Here is a 16,196-nt window from a genome sequence, read left to right on the forward strand (position 1 = left end):
CCAGTGCGTGGGCCTTCCAATCTCCCTACCTCGCGGTATCTTCGAATGTTCAGCTGAAGCGTGCCAAGCGGCACGCGCACACGCAAAGGAAACGAGGCAAGATGGTTGACGCACATGACGGCGAAACGTATACAGCGAAAGATTCGCGACTGATTTGGATCGATTGCGAAATGACCGGCTTGGATATTTTCCACGATGAACTGTGCGAGATCTCCGTGGTACCGACGGACTTCGACCTCAACGTGCTTGACGAGGGTATTGATTTCGTGATCAAGCCGTCTAATGCGGCCGTTGCCAATATGAACGATTTCGTGCGTGCCATGCACACCCGTTCCGGACTCATCAACGAATGGGAGAACGGCCTGAGCGTCGAAGAGGCCGAACGGAAAGTCACCGAATACGTGGCCCGCTTCACCCCGGACGGCGTCAAGCCGCTGCTCGCAGGCAACTCCATCGGATCAGACAAAAAATTCCTCGACCGTTACATGCCGAATCTCATGGAACACCTGCACTACCGTGTAATCGACGTGAGCACGTTCAAAGAGCTTGCCCGCCGCTGGTATCCTGCCGTATACAACAACCGGCCGCCGAAGAACGGCGGACATCGCGCGCTCGCCGACATCATCGAATCCCTGGACGAACTGCGCTACTACCGTAAGGCGTTCATGGCAGCGGCGCCCGGTCCTGACGCAGCCGAAGCCAAGGCGATCGCCGATCAGATCGTGGCAACCAGCATTTTGAACAACAACTGATTCCGCATATCGCACAATCGTTGGAAAATCTGATATTCCAACGAAAACATGGAAAGGACTCCAGTGAGCGCAGCCGATTGGACCAGCATCGAAATCCCGCAAGACATTCGCTTGGTGGTTGCCGATATGGACGGCACCCTGCTTGATGAGCATAGCGAGATTCCGCAAGGTTTCTGGCCGATGCTTGCCCGGTTGCGCTCACGAGGCGTTGAATTCGTGCCGGCGTCCGGACGCCAGTACGCTACCTTGCGTGCCATGTTCGCCGATAAGGCGGCGCAGGTGCTTGACGGCGGCGAACTTTCGTATATCGCGGAAAACGGCAATGTCGTGGCCATTGACGGTAATATCGCCGAAGTGCACGGCGTCGATACCGATGTGACCCGCTGGACCATCGACACGGTGAACGCTTCTGCCGCGGCTGGCGAATACGATATGGGATTGGTGCTTTGTGGCCTGCGCACGGCATACGTGCAGCGCACGGACAAGCCGTTCCTTGACGAAGTCGGCAAATATTATGCGGCACTGGAGATTGTGGACGATCTGCATAGCGTGCTTGAAGATGTGATCGCATCAAACGGCGAAAGCGACACCATGCTCAAACTGGCGATTCTCGATTTCGACGATGCCGAAGCGATGGCCGCGGAAAAGCTGACGCCACTGAAGAACGATTATCAGGTGGTGGTTTCCGGCAAACTGTGGGTCGACATCATGAATGCTACAACCAATAAGAAACAGGGCGTCGAAGCGTTGCAGCGCGTGCTTGGCGTCACTGCGGCCCAAACGGCGGTATTTGGCGATTATCTCAACGATTTGCAGATGCTTTCGGCAGGGCAGTGGTCGTTCGCCATGGGCAATGCGCACCCCGCGTTGAAACAAGCCGCGCATTTTGTGGCTCCATCCAATGCCGATCACGGGGTGCTTCAGGTTGTCGACAAGCTGATTGCGTAAGGAAGCCGTTTCTTCGAAATTGATGGTCGATTGAACAGGAAAGGCGGTGCGGCATGCGGCAGGCTGAGGCATTGGCGATTCTGCAAAGTGGCGCGAGCGTCTTCCTGACGGGTGCGCCGGGTGCTGGCAAGACCTACGTGCTCAATGAGTTCGTGCGTCAGGCCCGTGCCGAAGGTGCGGCGGTGTCGGTGACGGCGTCCACCGGTATCGCGGCCACGCATATCAACGGGCAGACCATTCATTCATGGAGCGGTGTCGGACTTGCCAACGCGCTCACCGACAATCTGATCAAAACCATACGTACCCGACGCAAACGTAAGCTGCAGGGCGCTGACATTCTCATCATCGACGAGGTTTCCATGTTGCATGCGTGGCTGTTCGACATGGTCGATCAGGTGTGCCGCATCATTCGACGTGACCAACGCCCGTTCGGAGGGCTTCAAGTGGTGCTGTCCGGCGATTTCTTCCAGCTTCCGCCAGTGAGTGTGGGTGGGCGCAACCACGATTTGGTCACACCAAGCCCGGAATTCGTGGCTTCCCGCGAACGATATGCGAAAGCGGGACTCAATCCAGATGGTTTCGTCACCGAATCATTGGTATGGCGGGAATTGAATCCCGCAATCTGTTACCTGACCGAACAGCATCGTCAGGATGACGGCAGTCTGCTCACCGTATTGACCGATATTCGCAACGGTTGCGTGAACGACGACGATCGCAATGTGCTCCTCACCAGACTGGGCACAATCCCCGAACCTGGTCAACAGGCCGTCAATCTGTTTCCCGTCAACAAGCAGGCGGACACGCTCAACGACATGCGCCTGTTCGAAATCAACGAGGAGCCGCACGAATATTTCGCCGAAGCCGCAGGACCAGTCAATCTGGTGGAACGTTTGAAGAAAAACATGCTTGCCCCCGAACGTTTGCAGCTCAAAACCGGGGCTGCGGTGATGGCCGTACGCAACGACACCGACCACCAATTCGTGAACGGATCATTGGGTACCGTGCGCGGATTTGCCGCCGAAAACAAGGGCGGATGGCCGATCGTTGAATTTGAAAACGGCAATATCGTTACCATGAAGCCGAATTGCTGGGAAATGATGGACGGCGACACAGTGCTCGCCAGCGTCAACCAAGTGCCGTTGCGCTGCGCGTGGGCGATCACCATCCACAAATCGCAAGGTATGACGCTCGAGCGTGCGGTGATGGATTTGCGGCGCACCTTCGCGCCTGGCATGGGGTATGTGGCGCTGTCTCGCGTGGAAGGCCTGCAAGGCCTGTATTTGAACGGTGTGAACGAACGCATGTTCTTGGTTTCGCCCGATGCGGTGCGATTGGATGGTGAGTTGCGTCTCGCCTCGGCGCAGGCATCCGATATGTTGGCTCATGATGGCATCGCCGCGTTCCGGCAGAACATTGCCGTTCCCGACGGTGACGAGTTCGCGCAGGACGCGCTGTTCTAGTATGGCGATTGCCTTGTTTGACATGTATGATGATTTTTGGGATTCGACGGATATGACTGTTGTGTTCCGTCCGTGCGTTGCCATACGTCGGTGAACGGGTGGTTGGATTGGGCTTACGTCCCCTTGCCTGAGTAGTTTTGGGCATATGACTAAAGCACTTCGTATGTCCACCATGTTCCTGCGCACTCTGCGTGAGGATCCCGCCGATGCCGATGTCGTATCGGATAAGCTTCTGCAGCGCGCCTGCTACCTGCGCAAGGCCGCTCCGGGTATTTGGACCTGGCTGCCGCTGGGCCTGAATGTTCTGAACAAGATCGAAAACATCATCCGTGAGGAAATGGCTTCGATCGACGCCCAGGAAGTTCACTTCTCCGGTCTGCTGCCGCGTGAACCGTATGAGGCCACCCATCGTTGGGAAGAGTATGGCGACAACATCTTCCGTTTGAAGGATCGCCATGAGGCCGACTACCTGCTGGCGCCGACCCATGAGGAAATGTTCACCCTGCTGGTCAAGGACCTGTACTCCTCCTACAAGGATCTGCCGGTTACCCTCTACCAGATTCAGACCAAGTATCGTGACGAATTCCGTCCGCGTGCAGGCCTGATTCGTGGCCGTGAATTCATCATGAAGGATGCCTACTCCTTCACGCTTGACAAGGAAGGCCTTGTCAAGGCATATATGGACGAGCGTGGCGCCTACGAGCGTATTTTCAACCGTCTCGATTTGAAGTATGTGCCGGTGCACGCCATGGCAGGTCCGATGGGCGGTTTCGAATCCGAAGAGTTCCTTGCCCCGATGGAAATCGGTGAAGATACCTTCGCACAGTCGCCGAGCGGCAAGGCTTGGAATGTTGAGGCGCTGACCACTCCGGAACCGGAAGCCATCGACTTCAGCAACACTCCGGCCGCTGAAAAGCGTCCGACGCCGAATGCTGAAACCATCGATCAGATGGTTGAATTTGCCAACGCCAACCATCCGCGTTCCGATGGCCGCGCGTGGGAGGCCTCCGACATTCTGAAGAACGTGGTGATCGCCGTGATGCATCCGCAGGATGACGAGCATGACGAGCCGTGGCGCGAACTGGTGGTCGTCGGCGTGCCTGGCGATCGTACCGTTGACATGAAGCGTCTTGAAGCGCAGTTCACTCCGGCTGAAATCGAAGAGGCCACCGACGAGGATCTGAAGAAGCATCCGGAACTCGTCAAGGGCTATATTGGCCCGATGGCGTTTGGCCCGCAGGCTCGCGGCGGTGAAAAGGCTGAAAACGCCAACGAAACCGGCGAAGCGTTGCGTTACCTCATTGACGCGCATATCGCCCGCGGTTCCGCATGGTTCACCGGTGCCGATGAAGCCGGAGTCGACTACTACGATCTCGTGTACGGTCGTGACTTCGAAGCCGACGGCGTGGTGGAAGCCGTGCAGGTTCGCCACGGAGACATGAGCCCGGACGGTTCCGGCCCGCTGAGCTTCGAACGCGGTGTGGAAATCGGCCAGGTGTTCCAGCTTGGCTTGAAGTATTCCAACGCGCTCGGCCTGAAGGTGCTCGACCAGAACGGCAAGACCGTGCCGGTGTGGATGGGCTCCTACGGCATTGGCGTGTCTCGTGTGATGGCTTGTATCGCTGAAACCCACCATGACGAGAAGGGCTTGGCATGGCCGGCCATCATCGCTCCCGCCCAGGTGCATGTGGTAGCCACCGGCAAGGATGCGGCTGCATTCGAAGCCGCCGAGCAACTGATCGCCGATCTGGAAGCCAAGGGCATCGAAGTGATCTTCGATGACCGTAAGAAGGTTTCCCCGGGCGTCAAGTTCAAGGATGCCGAGCTTATCGGCGTGCCGCTGATCGCCGTCGCAGGCCGCGACACTGTCAACAATGGCACCATTGAAGTGCGTGACCGCAATGGCGAGAACGCCGAAGCCGTGCCTGTCGCCGACGCAGCCCGGGTGATTGCCGATCGTGTCGCCGCGCTGCTGAAGTAATAATCGTAAACCATTTCGATTATTCCAAGGATTACACGGAAGATTATGGATGCACCATAGTCTTCCGTTTTTTTTTTAAAAAAAAAGTGATCGAAGAATTGCAGAAAATATTCATTGGGAAATCAGACGAAATCCTACACACCTATCGACGGTGCATTGCTGTGGATAAGTGAAAAGATATCCACCTACTATCCACGACTCGCCCGAAATGACGTCCTCTATCCACATTCGTCAGTCGAGCTGGTGCAAGCAAAGCCGATTCGGCGATAGTGATGGTACCGCGGAAACGCAAGGAAGCGGAAAGGCGTGCAGAACCCCTCTCTCGCAACCCATTTCTCCGACTGCGCGTTGCTTTCGCACCTTCATCGGTGCTTTCCGCGGCCCCTTTATTACCAATGCGACAGAAAGGGCCGATCATGGCACAACAGCAAGCTCTCATCACCATCACCGGATATGTGGGCGCCAATCCCACGCAATTCAACAAGGATGGCATGCCCCATGCCAGTTCGTTCAGAATGGCGAGCACCAGACGGTATTTCGACAATCGCACACAGCAATGGAAGGATCTTCCCACCACATGGATCACGGTGAAAGCGTACCGGAACCTATCCGAGAACATCTGCCAATCTCTGAAGAAAGGCGAGCCGGTTATCGTGATGGGCGCGCTCGCCACGGAAACGTGGGCCGATCAGAACGGCAAACCGCAGTCACGCATAGTGCTGGAAGCCAGCGCCGCAGGGCACGACCTTAACCGGGGAGTCACCACGTTGCGTAAGTTCGTCAAGCCGAACGACCAGCACCAGCCGGAAGCGAAAGGAACGGAACCGCGTGTGGGAGCCGATCCGTTCGTCAGGCAGGGCAGTGTGGCGCCGGTCGAAATCGTGGTTCCCGAAGATGACGAAGCCGCCGAATTCTCGGGAGATACCGGGGAATTCGACGGCGACATATATTAGGCGGCACCGATGCCTTGCATGCTTGGCTCCGATTGCCAGCCGATGATGTGGTTTGTTACCAGATGCGCACGCGCTGATCGGGATCGAGCCACATGCCGTCCTCCGGCTTCACGTCGAACGCCTTGTAGAACAGATCCACGTTGCGTGCGATGCCGTTCGTGCGGCATTCGGCGGGGGAGTGCGGGTCGATCTGCAGATACTGCTCCGCCAGCTCGTCACGATTCTTGGTGCGCCAGATGGACGCGTAGCTGAGGAAGAAACGCTGCAAACCGGTGAAACCATCGATTTCCGGCGCTTCAGACAGCGAAGCTTCAATGGACTCCGTGGAACCGTTCTTCTCACGGCCTGCCGCCTCGTCAAGAGCGAACGCATATGCTTTGAGCGCAATGTTCACGCCACTCAGGTCGCCGATGTTCTCGCCGATGGTCAAAGCGCCGTTCACATGTGGAGCCTGAGCTGGATCGTCGGCGTATTTTTCGGCAAGCTGCGTTGGCACGAACGCGTTGTACTGGTCGATGAGTTTCTGCGTGAGCTGCTCGAAATTGGCCTTGTCTTCTTCGGTCCACCAGTCGTTGAGCTTGCCGTCGCCGTCGTACTGGGCACCCTGATCGTCGAAGCCGTGGCCGATCTCATGGCCGATCACCGCTCCGATACCGCCATAGTTCGCGGCGTCTTCGGCGTTCGGATCGAAGAACGGCGGCTGCAGAATGGCGGCCGGGAACACGATCACGTTCATGGTCGGCTCATAATAGGCGTTCACCGTCTGCGGATTCATCAGCCATTCGTCCTTGTCGACGCTCTTGCCGACTTTGGCCAGCTGATAGCCGGTCTCATACAAGTTGGCGGCACGCATGTTCTCGGCAAAACCGGCATTCTCATGTACGTCAAGCGCGGAATAGTCACGCCAATGGTTCGTATAGCCGATCTTCGGCACGAACTTGGAGAGCTTCTCCAACGCCTTCTGCTTGGTTTCTTCGCCAAGCCAGGCGGAGTTGGAAATGGACACGCGGTAGGCGTCGATCAGATTGCCGACCAGCTGTTCCATACGCTGCTTCGACGACTCGGGGAAGTGCCTCTTCACATATTCGCGGCCCACATCCTCGCCGCAAATGCCGTTGACCAGCGAAACGCCGCGCTTCCAACGCACGCGCTGCTGCTTCTGACCAGACAACGTCTTGCCATAGAACTCGAAATTCGTCTCATCGAATTCGTGCGGCAACTCCAAGGTGGAGCCGATGATCACATGCACGCGTGCCCACAGCTTGAGATCGTCGAGATCCGCGGCCTTCCAGAATGCGTTAAGACCGGTGAGGAAGCTGGGCTCATGCACCACCACATGGTTGAAAATGCCTCGGAAATCAAGCGGCTGCACCTGAGCGGCGGAAGTCTGATCATATGCGGACTGCCAGGATTCGATCCATGTGTCGAGATCATAATCGGCGAGCATTCCGCTCAATTCCGCATAATCGGTGGGATTATAGGTCTTCACCGAATCACGGGTTGCCACATTGTCCCAATGGTTCGCGGCGATACGTGTCTCCACGTCGAGGAAACGCTGGGCTTGAGCTTCGGCCTGCTCGTCATCGGCGGCGAGCTTCGCGTTCTTCAACTGCTTGGCCACCATATCGACGTATGCTTCACGAATCGGCGCATAATGGTCTTCACGGTAATACGCCTCATCGGGCAGTCCCAAGCCAGACTGTTCAATATGGATGATGTTGGTTTCGGGAGCGCCCGGATCGCCATACACGGCAATGCCGATCAGGTCAGGGCCGCCAGCCGGGTTCATCGCGCCCAAAGAGCGGGTGAGTTCAGCCTTGTCGGCAGCGACGTCAATAGCCTTCAACTGGTCTTCAATGGCCGCGAGTCCGGAAGCGTTGATGGCGTCGACGTCAAGGAAACTCGCATACAGGGCGTGGGACTTCTCGGCAGGGCAGTCGTCGTCTTCGAGAATCTCACGAATCTGGTTTTCGGCATCTTCAGCGAGCTTATCGAACGAACCATAACGGGAACGATCATCAGGAAGACGATACATGTCGATCCATGGGCCGTTGACATAGCGGAACAGATCTTGCGCAGGGCCGGTCACGGCGGAGAACGATGCCGGATCGATACCCGAATTCAAAGTGGTACTCATGGCTTCACACTATCCATCTTTGGTGACAAAACAGTGTATCTGAAACGAATAATCATCATTCCGCAACGGCATGCATAAGGTGAGATTTGCATAATCGTAAGAAAAGCCAGGGAGAGCCGAGCACTGTAGGGCGTACGAAGTAGGGTTAGAGGCATGATTGAACTGAAAACACCGAAAGAGATCGAAGAGATGAAGCCTGCCGGCCGTTTTGTCGGCGGCATTCTGCGCGATCTCAAGGAATTTACCAAAGTTGGTACCAATCTGCTGGAAATCGATGAATTCGTGCACAAGCGCATCGTCGATCGCAAGGGTGCCGAATCCTGCTATGTCGACTATGCTCCGGATTTCGGTACCGGCCCGTTCGCGCACTATATTTGCGTTTCCGTGAACGATGCCGTACTGCACGGCGTTCCGTTCGATTACAACCTGAAGGACGGCGATTTGGTCAGCCTCGATCTGGCGATCAACGTCGATGGCTGGGTTGCCGATTCCGCCATCAGCTTCGTGGTCGGCGAGCATAAGGATCCTGAGGATCTGCGCCTGATCAAGTGCACCGAAGAGGCGCTCGCGGCCGGTATTGCCGCTGCGCAGCCGGGCAACCGTTTGGGTGATGTTTCCGCGGCAGTCGGCGATGTGGCCCGCGAATACGGCTATCCGATCAATCTTGAATTCGGCGGCCATGGCGTCGGACGTATTATGCACGGCGATCCGCATGTGCCGAACGATGGCCGCGCGCACCACGGCTACAAGCTGCGTCCGGGCCTGGTCATCGCCATCGAACCGTGGTTCCTCAAGACCACCGACGAAATCTACCAGGATCCGAAAGATGGTTGGACGCTGAAGAGCTCCGACGGTTCCCGTGGCGCGCATAGCGAACACACCATCGCCATCACCGACAACGGTCCGGTGATCCTCACCGTTCGCGACAAGTGATCAGACGGTAGCGTAAAACGCGGCAAAGCTCCAATACGACGGAGCGAAGCGTACGAAAAGAAGGCCGATGCCCACGATTATTCAGGCATCGGCCTTTTATATGCGTAATTTCGCGCGGAAATAGTCGAATTATTTGCCTTGCAGGAATGAAGTATCGGATGTCAATCGATTGATTTTGAGACGAAACCATGCTTGGAAACGCGCATGCCATATAGTGTTCGATACTTTCGAACGGTTAAGGAGCGTGCAAGTATGGCCACAGCCAATCTGAGTGTGGAATCCAAAGACTTCACCCTGCCGGTGGTCGAAGCCACGGCGGGTGCGGACGGCATCGTGGTGTCCACGCTGCGCAACGACGGCTGGGTCACACTCGACCCTGGTTTCCTGACGACTGCGCAATGCGAATCGAAAATCACGTACATCGACGGCAAGAACTCGATCCTGCGCTACCGCGGGTACCCGATCGAGCAGTTGTGTGAGCAATCCGATTTCCTTGAGGTCGCCTGGTTGCTGCGTCATGGCGAACTGCCGAATCAGGAGCAGTACGACCGGTTCATTTCCGACATCAACCATCGCACGATGGTGGGTGAGGATTTCCGTACCTTCATGGGTTCTTTCCCACGCACCGCGCATCCGATGAGCGTGATGGCATCCGCGGTCAACGCGCTCGCCACCTTCTATCCGGACACTACTGATATCAATGATTCCGACCAGCTTGACGAGGCTGCGACCATCATTATGGCAAAGGCACGAACCATCGTCAGCTACATTTTCCGCCGTCGCCGCGATGAGCCGATGCTGTATCCGGATTATTCGCGCGGCTATGTCGACGATTTCCTGCGCATGTGCTTTGCGGTGCCGTACGAGCCGTTCGATTCCGACCCGCTGTACGTGCATGCGCTCGGACGCCTGCTGATCATTCATGCCGATCATGAGCAGAACTGCTCCACTTCCGTGGTACGTATCGCCGGTTCCGCCCACGCCAACCTGTATTCCGCGGTTGCGGCGGGCATCAACGCGCTGTCGGGCCCATTGCATGGTGGTGCGAATGAAGCGGTGCTCCGTCAGCTCAAAGCCATTCGCGATTCAGGCAAAACCGTCAAGGAATTCGTGGAAGACGCCAAAACCAGCGGTCAGCGTATTTCCGGACTCGGCCACCGCGTGTACAAGTCGTACGATCCGCGTGCCGCGATCGCCAAGAAGTATCTGCAGAAGATCATGGAACGCGCGGACACGTTGAAATTGCCTGCCGACGAGCGTGCGCTGTTCGACGTCGCCACGGAATTGGAGAAAATCGCGCTGAACGACGAGTATTTCGTGTCGCGTCACCTGTATCCGAATGTCGACTTCTACACGGGATTGATCTATCGCGCAATCGGGTTCGATCCGTCCATGTTCACCACATTGTTTGCATTGGGGCGTATTCCCGGTTGGATCGCGCAGTATCGTGAGATGCTTGCCGATCCGAACACCAAGATCGGTCGTCCGCGTCAGGTGTACACCGGTTATACCGAACGTGATTACACTCCGATCGACCGTCGATAGTTGCTTTTTCGCTGTTTCATGGACTTGTGATGCTGTTCGCCAAGCCCTGCGGCTAAAGTATTGCACGGAAACATGCAAGTAATGCAATCACTGTTGTGAAGGAGCGAAGAATGACCGATCAGCGCACTGCGTGGGGTTGGGGTCTGTCCAGCGTGGATGCGGCCGGCAACACTTTGGACGTATGGTACCCGGAACTGAAGCTTGGCGAGGCTCCGGAGGAGGTGGCACGCCCGAACCATAATTTTGGCAATCTCGCCCATGAGGGCGTCGATGCGCGTGGCGTGCGCCGCATTCCGGTGTTCACGGTGTCGAAGCTTGACGAACCGATCGAAGACGCAGCCGACGCATACCTGCGTCTGCATCTGCTGAGCATGCGTCTCGCCAAGCCGAACACCCTGAATCTGGACGGCATTTTCGCAGCCCTCAACAATGTGGTATGGACCAATTATGGCCCGTTCGCGGTCGAGGATTTCGCGCTGCGCAAGCTTGATGTGATGGCCGCGGCCAACCAGTGCGTTCCGGGACTGCCGAAGGTTGACGTGAACGTGCTGTCGATCGACAAGTTCCCGTGCATGGTCGACTATGTGGTGCCGACCGGCGTGCGTATCGGCGACGCCGACCGCGTGCGTTTGGGTGCCCACCTTTCCGAAGGCACCACCGTCATGCATGCCGGCTTCGTGAACTTCAACGCCGGCACGCTCGGCGTTTCCATGGTGGAAGGCCGTGTTTCCCAGGGTGTTGTGGTCGGCAACGGTTCCGATATCGGCGGCGGCGCATCCATCATGGGCACCCTGTCCGGTGGCGGCAAGCTTAAGAACTCCATCGGCGAGCACTCCCTGCTTGGCGCGAACGCGGGCATCGGCATCTCCCTCGGCGACAACTGCGTGGTTGAAGCCGGTCTGTATGTGACCGCCGGCACCAAGGTGACCATCTACGACAAGGCCAAGGTCGCGGCGGGCGAACCGCTCGAAACCGTCAAGGGCGCCGATCTTTCCGGCAAAGACAACATCCTGTTCATCCGTAATTCCGTGTCCGGCCGTATCGAAGCGCGCTATCGCAAGACCGGCATCGAACTGAACGAAAAACTGCACAAGAACTAAATATCAAATATGAAAATCTCCCTCATTACCGTCGGCAAAGTCAAGGAACAATATCTGCGCGACGCCATCGCCGAATATTCGAAACGACTCAGCCGATACTGCAAGCTTGACATCGTCGAAGTGGCCGACGAGAAAACACCCGAGCATGCCAGTGAGGGAGTGGAACGGCAAATCAAAGCCAAGGAAGGCGAACGCATCGCCAAGCATATTCGCGACGATGCGTTCGTCATCGCGCTCGCCATCGAAGGCCAGCAGCTGACCAGTGAAGAACTTGCGCAGAAAATCGACGGTCTTGGAGTGCATGGCACCAGCCATATCCAACTCATCATCGGCGGATCGCTCGGACTTGACCCAACGATTGTGAAACGGGCCGACTACCTGCTGAGTTTTTCCAAAATGACTTTTCCTCATCAATTAATGCGCGTTATTCTGCTTGAACAGCTGTATCGTGCATGCAAAATCAATGCCGGCGAACCGTATCATAAATGACGTGCAATCAATGTCGCGTAATGCGTACACAGGTTCGCGAGTATGATATGGCAGGATTGCGATGCGGCAAAATATGGTGAGATCGCCGAAAGATAATAAGTAGAAGGCCTTGCCTATACTAGTACCCCGTGAGTGACTACAGAAGCGAACGCGAGCAGCGAGAACGCCGTCGCCGCACCATGGTGCGGGCGGTGTGCATCGTCATCGCTGCGGCGATGCTGCTGAGTCTGGTTATTCCTGCTATCTACGCAGGTCTTTGACGCCTTTGGTCCGGTATGATCCTCCCCGGACCTGCAATCCCATACGTAACGAGACTGGTTCGCGGCTCGGCAGGATGGGAACGAGTATGTGGGTACGTGGAAGAAGCTGAGGATTGTGCGAAAGCCGTATGAGGCTCCATGACAGAATATAAAGAACGCATAAAGAAATGTATGGTGTAAACGATGGCAGAATTTGATTTTTCCCAGGCAATCGGCGAGGCGCGCGCCAAATACGAGTCGATTTCCAAGGCGCTTGACGTCGACCGACTGACCGCGCAGGCCAAAGATCTTGAAGTTCAGGCGGCCGAACCGGGATTGTGGGACAATCCCGAAAACGCGCAGAAAGTGACCAGCAAACTGTCGGCAGTGCAGTCCCAGCTGAAGCGTCTCGCTTCCGCAAGCCAGCGCATCGACGACGTCGAAACGTTGGTGGAATTGGGTCAGGAGGAAGAAGACGCCGACACGTTGGCGGAAGCGCAGTCCGAAGTCGAAAGCATTCAGAACGATCTGGCCGACATGGAAATCCAGACCCTGCTCGACGGCGAATATGACGAACGTTCCGCAGTGGTGACCATCCGCTCCGGCGCGGGCGGTGTGGATGCCGCCGACTTCGCTCAGATGCTGCTGCGCATGTACCTGCGTTGGGCGGAGCGCAATGGGTATAAGGCCAAGGTCATGGACACCTCCTACGCCGAAGAGGCGGGCATCAAGTCCGCCACCTTCCAGGTGGATGCCCCTTATGCGTATGGTCGCATGAGCGTGGAAGGCGGCACACACCGTTTGGTGCGTATCTCCCCGTTCGACAACCAAGGCCGTCGCCAAACTAGCTTCGCGGCAGTGGAAGTGGTGCCGCTCGTTGAGGCGACCGATCACATCGACGTGCCCGATTCCGAAATCCGCGTTGACACCTACTGCTCCTCCGGCCCTGGCGGTCAGGGCGTGAACACCACGTATTCCGCGGTGCGTATCACCCACATTCCGACCGGCATCGTGGTGACCATGCAGGACGAGCGCTCGCAGATCCAGAACCGTGCCGCTGCCATGGCCGTGCTGCAGTCCCGACTGTTGGTGCTGCGCCACGAAGAGGAAGCCAAGAAGAAGAAGGAGCTCGCCGGCGATATCAAGGCCAGCTGGGGTGACCAGATGCGTTCCTACGTGCTGCATCCGTACCAGATGGTCAAGGATCTGCGCACCGGCTATGAGACTTCGCAGACCCAGGCCGTGTTCGACGGCGATATCGACGCGTTCATTGAGGCCGGCATCCGTTGGCGTCATGAGCAGCGTCGCGCGGCGGCCGAAGAGGCGGACGCCTAAAAACCACGATTACCGTAATCAGAACAGCACATAGTGGAGGGGTACGACGATGGCGCTGATTTCGCTTGAACATGTGAGCAAGGTGTATCCGAAAGGCACCAGGCCTGCCTTGGATGACATCAATCTCGACATTGATCGAGGGGATTTCGTGTTCCTCGTGGGCGCTTCAGGTTCCGGCAAAACCACATTGCTGAGCCTGTTGCTGCGCGAGGAGGAGGTCACGGATGGCGAGATTCGCGTCGCAGGTAATGATTTGAGGCGCCTGTCGTCAAGGCAGGTGCCGCATTACCGTCGTTCCATCGGTTTTATCTTCCAGGATTACAAACTCCTCAACAACAAAACGGTATGGGAGAATGTGGCGTTCGCGCTTGAAGTGATTGGCACAAGCCGTTCCACCGTCAAATCGTTAGTGCCGAAAGTGCTGCAGACTGTCGGTCTCACCGGTAAGGAAAACAACTATCCGCACGAGCTTTCCGGCGGTGAGGCACAGCGTGTGGCCATTGCGCGAGCGTATGTGAACCATCCGCAGATTCTGCTGGCCGACGAGCCTACTGGAAATCTCGATCCGACCACATCGCTGGGCATTATGGAAGTGCTGGACGCCATCAACCGCACTGGCACCACCATCGTCATGGCAACGCATAACGAGGAAATCGTCAACTCCATGCGCAAGCGTGTGGTCGAACTGCATACCGGCAAAATCGTGCGTGACGAGCAGCAGGGATCCTACGATTCCGCACTGTACTTCCCGGATGCCGAAGTCGAATCCAAATCGCATCAGGCGTTGAACGGCGGCGACGTCGACTCGAAATATCGTGCGCCGGGCGCGCTTGAAATGTCTGATTTTTCCGATGAGGCGGTGGACGTGGAAGGCGCGACGCGAGCCGAAACCGCGGCGAACGCGGTTGATGCCGTAGCTGCGGCCATCCACAGCGGCAATGGTGATGCGGGCATCGCGCGTCTCGCCAATTCCGTGCATTCCGGTCGCACCGGTCGTTATGGCGAGGCGTTCGCTCCGGTGGAGACTACGCTGACCTGGGGCAAGGGACTGAAACTTGAGGATCTTGCCGAACAGGAGCATGCCGATTCGGCTGCACGTTCGCAGACCGAAGCCAATGCCGACGCGACTGGCTCTTCGCCTGATACAGGCATGGAATCAAGCAAAGCGGCTGAAAACGAGCAATCCGCGGAGCCAACGGTTCCCGCTCCTCCGGCACTGCCGATGCCTCCCGCTCCGCCCGCGCCTCCGGCTCCTCCGGCAGCGCCCGCCGCGACTGCCGGTGGCGAGGCGAAATCCGTCGAACAATCCGATGAACAGCATGAAACGTCCGAAAGCAAGGAGAACGACTGATGCGTTTGCGTTTCATTCTTTCCGAAACCTGGAGCAGCCTCAAGCGCAACGTGCCCATGTTGCTTTCAGTGATGCTCGTTACATTCATCTCGTTTCTGTTTATCGGCGCATCGGTGCTCACTCAGGCGCAGATCACCAAAGCCAAAGGCGATTGGTATTCCAAGGTTGAAGTGGTGGTGTGGATGTGTCCCGATGGCACCAGCCAATCCGTGAACTGCACCGCGGGAACCGCGGCAACGCAGACTCAGATCAATGACTTGCAGAAAACCATTCGCAACGAGCTTGCCGATGATGTATCGCAAATCACTTTTGTAAGCAAGGAAGATTTCTACAACGACACTTTCCTCAAACAATATCCGAACGGTGAATATCAGGGGCGTACGCTCACTGCCGACGATATGCAGGATTCATTGTGGCTGAAACTGAAGAATCCTGAGAAATATCAAGTCGTTTCCGAAGTGCTTTCTGGCAAGGAGGGCGTCGATACTGTCAGTGATCAACGGCAGATTTTTGAGCCGGTGTTCGCAGTGCTGAATCGTGCGACCATTGCAACCGCCGCATTGGCCGCGGTGATGGTGGTCGTCGCCATTATGCTGACCGGTACCACAATTCGCATGTCTGCTGCGTCACGTCGAACCGAAACGGAGATCATGCGTTTGGTGGGTGCTTCGAATTGGACCATTCGGCTGCCATTCATTCTTGAAGGGGTGATCGCATCAATGGTCGGCTCCTTGCTTTCCTGCGTCACTTTATCGGCATTGGTGAAGGTATTTATCACTGATTGGCTTGCAGCCTCCGTGAAATGGATTCCATATGTGAATCAGATGACGGTATTGTGGATTTCGCCGATTTTGGTTGCAGGAGCGGTGCTGTTGTCGGTGATTGCATCCACAGTGTCGTTGCATAGGTATTTGAAAGCCTGAGAACATTCCGTTTTGTACGGATTGGATACGTTTATCTGTGTCGCGTTTTA

Annotated in this window: 14 protein-coding genes; 13 read left to right on the forward strand and 1 reads right to left on the reverse strand. The window is 56.6% G+C overall.

Annotated features, from left to right (window positions below):
- The first annotated feature begins 101 nt into the window (after nt 1-101).
- The 5 genes from orn to BBPC_RS02505 all read left to right on the forward strand — a co-directional run bounded on the left by orn (nt 102) and on the right by BBPC_RS02505 (nt 6,094).
- The gene (orn, locus tag BBPC_RS02485; protein ID WP_004219738.1) at nt 102-752 is read left to right on the forward strand and encodes an oligoribonuclease; all 651 of its coding nucleotides are present in this window, start codon (nt 102-104) and stop codon (nt 750-752) included.
- Between the two features lie 63 nt (nt 753-815).
- A complete protein-coding gene (locus tag BBPC_RS02490; RefSeq protein WP_022245062.1) occupies nt 816-1,700 on the forward strand; it encodes a Cof-type HAD-IIB family hydrolase in 885 nt (294 codons plus the stop codon).
- A gap of 53 nt (nt 1,701-1,753) precedes the next feature.
- A complete protein-coding gene (locus BBPC_RS02495) occupies nt 1,754-3,160 on the forward strand; it encodes a PIF1 family DEAD/DEAH box helicase (RefSeq protein ID WP_004219734.1) in 1,407 nt (468 codons plus the stop codon).
- A gap of 145 nt (nt 3,161-3,305) precedes the next feature.
- Complete coding sequence (locus BBPC_RS02500; RefSeq protein ID WP_004219731.1) at nt 3,306-5,141, forward strand: proline--tRNA ligase; 1,836 nt, start codon at nt 3,306-3,308, stop codon at nt 5,139-5,141.
- 416 nt (nt 5,142-5,557) lie between these two features.
- Entirely contained in the window at nt 5,558-6,094 is a 537-nt protein-coding gene (locus BBPC_RS02505) for a single-stranded DNA-binding protein (protein WP_022245059.1), read from the forward strand.
- A 55-nt stretch (nt 6,095-6,149) separates the two neighbouring features.
- Here BBPC_RS02505 and BBPC_RS02510 read toward each other — a convergent pair whose 3' ends face one another.
- Nucleotides 6,150-8,231 carry a M13 family metallopeptidase gene (locus BBPC_RS02510; protein WP_004219724.1) on the reverse strand — a complete coding sequence of 694 codons (2,082 nt, stop codon included), beginning with the start codon at nt 8,229-8,231 and terminating at the stop codon, nt 6,150-6,152.
- Nucleotides 8,232-8,384: 153 nt separating this feature from the next.
- Here BBPC_RS02510 and map point away from each other — a divergent pair, with 153 nt between their 5' ends.
- The 8 genes from map (at nt 8,385) to ftsX (ending at nt 16,146) form a co-directional block, all read left to right on the forward strand.
- Entirely contained in the window at nt 8,385-9,164 is a 780-nt protein-coding gene (gene map, locus BBPC_RS02515) for a type I methionyl aminopeptidase (RefSeq protein ID WP_004219722.1), read from the forward strand.
- Between the two features lie 252 nt (nt 9,165-9,416).
- Complete coding sequence (locus BBPC_RS02520) at nt 9,417-10,709, forward strand: citrate synthase (RefSeq protein WP_004219718.1); 1,293 nt, start codon at nt 9,417-9,419, stop codon at nt 10,707-10,709.
- Between the two features lie 110 nt (nt 10,710-10,819).
- Nucleotides 10,820-11,809: a 2,3,4,5-tetrahydropyridine-2,6-dicarboxylate N-succinyltransferase gene (dapD, locus tag BBPC_RS02525; protein WP_004219716.1), complete on the forward strand. Its 990-nt coding sequence runs from the start codon at nt 10,820-10,822 to the stop codon at nt 11,807-11,809.
- A 9-nt stretch (nt 11,810-11,818) separates the two neighbouring features.
- Entirely contained in the window at nt 11,819-12,298 is a 480-nt protein-coding gene (rlmH, locus tag BBPC_RS02530; RefSeq protein WP_004219713.1) for a 23S rRNA (pseudouridine(1915)-N(3))-methyltransferase RlmH, read from the forward strand.
- Nucleotides 12,299-12,426: 128 nt separating this feature from the next.
- The gene (locus tag BBPC_RS10165) at nt 12,427-12,558 is read left to right on the forward strand and encodes a hypothetical protein (protein ID WP_004219712.1); all 132 of its coding nucleotides are present in this window, start codon (nt 12,427-12,429) and stop codon (nt 12,556-12,558) included.
- A 183-nt stretch (nt 12,559-12,741) separates the two neighbouring features.
- Entirely contained in the window at nt 12,742-13,872 is a 1,131-nt protein-coding gene (gene prfB, locus BBPC_RS02535) for a peptide chain release factor 2 (RefSeq protein WP_004219711.1), read from the forward strand.
- Between the two features lie 49 nt (nt 13,873-13,921).
- On the forward strand, nt 13,922-15,223 hold the full coding sequence (gene ftsE / locus BBPC_RS02540; RefSeq protein WP_004219709.1) for a cell division ATP-binding protein FtsE: 1,302 nt from the start codon (nt 13,922-13,924) through the stop codon (nt 15,221-15,223).
- The gene (ftsX, locus tag BBPC_RS02545; protein WP_004219707.1) at nt 15,223-16,146 is read left to right on the forward strand and encodes a permease-like cell division protein FtsX; all 924 of its coding nucleotides are present in this window, start codon (nt 15,223-15,225) and stop codon (nt 16,144-16,146) included. The genes ftsE and ftsX overlap by 1 nt, the downstream gene beginning before the upstream one ends.
- Nucleotides 16,147-16,196 lie beyond the last annotated feature (50 nt).

This window comes from Bifidobacterium pseudocatenulatum DSM 20438 = JCM 1200 = LMG 10505, from assembly GCF_001025215.1.
Lineage (GTDB): Bacteria > Actinomycetota > Actinomycetes > Actinomycetales > Bifidobacteriaceae > Bifidobacterium > Bifidobacterium pseudocatenulatum.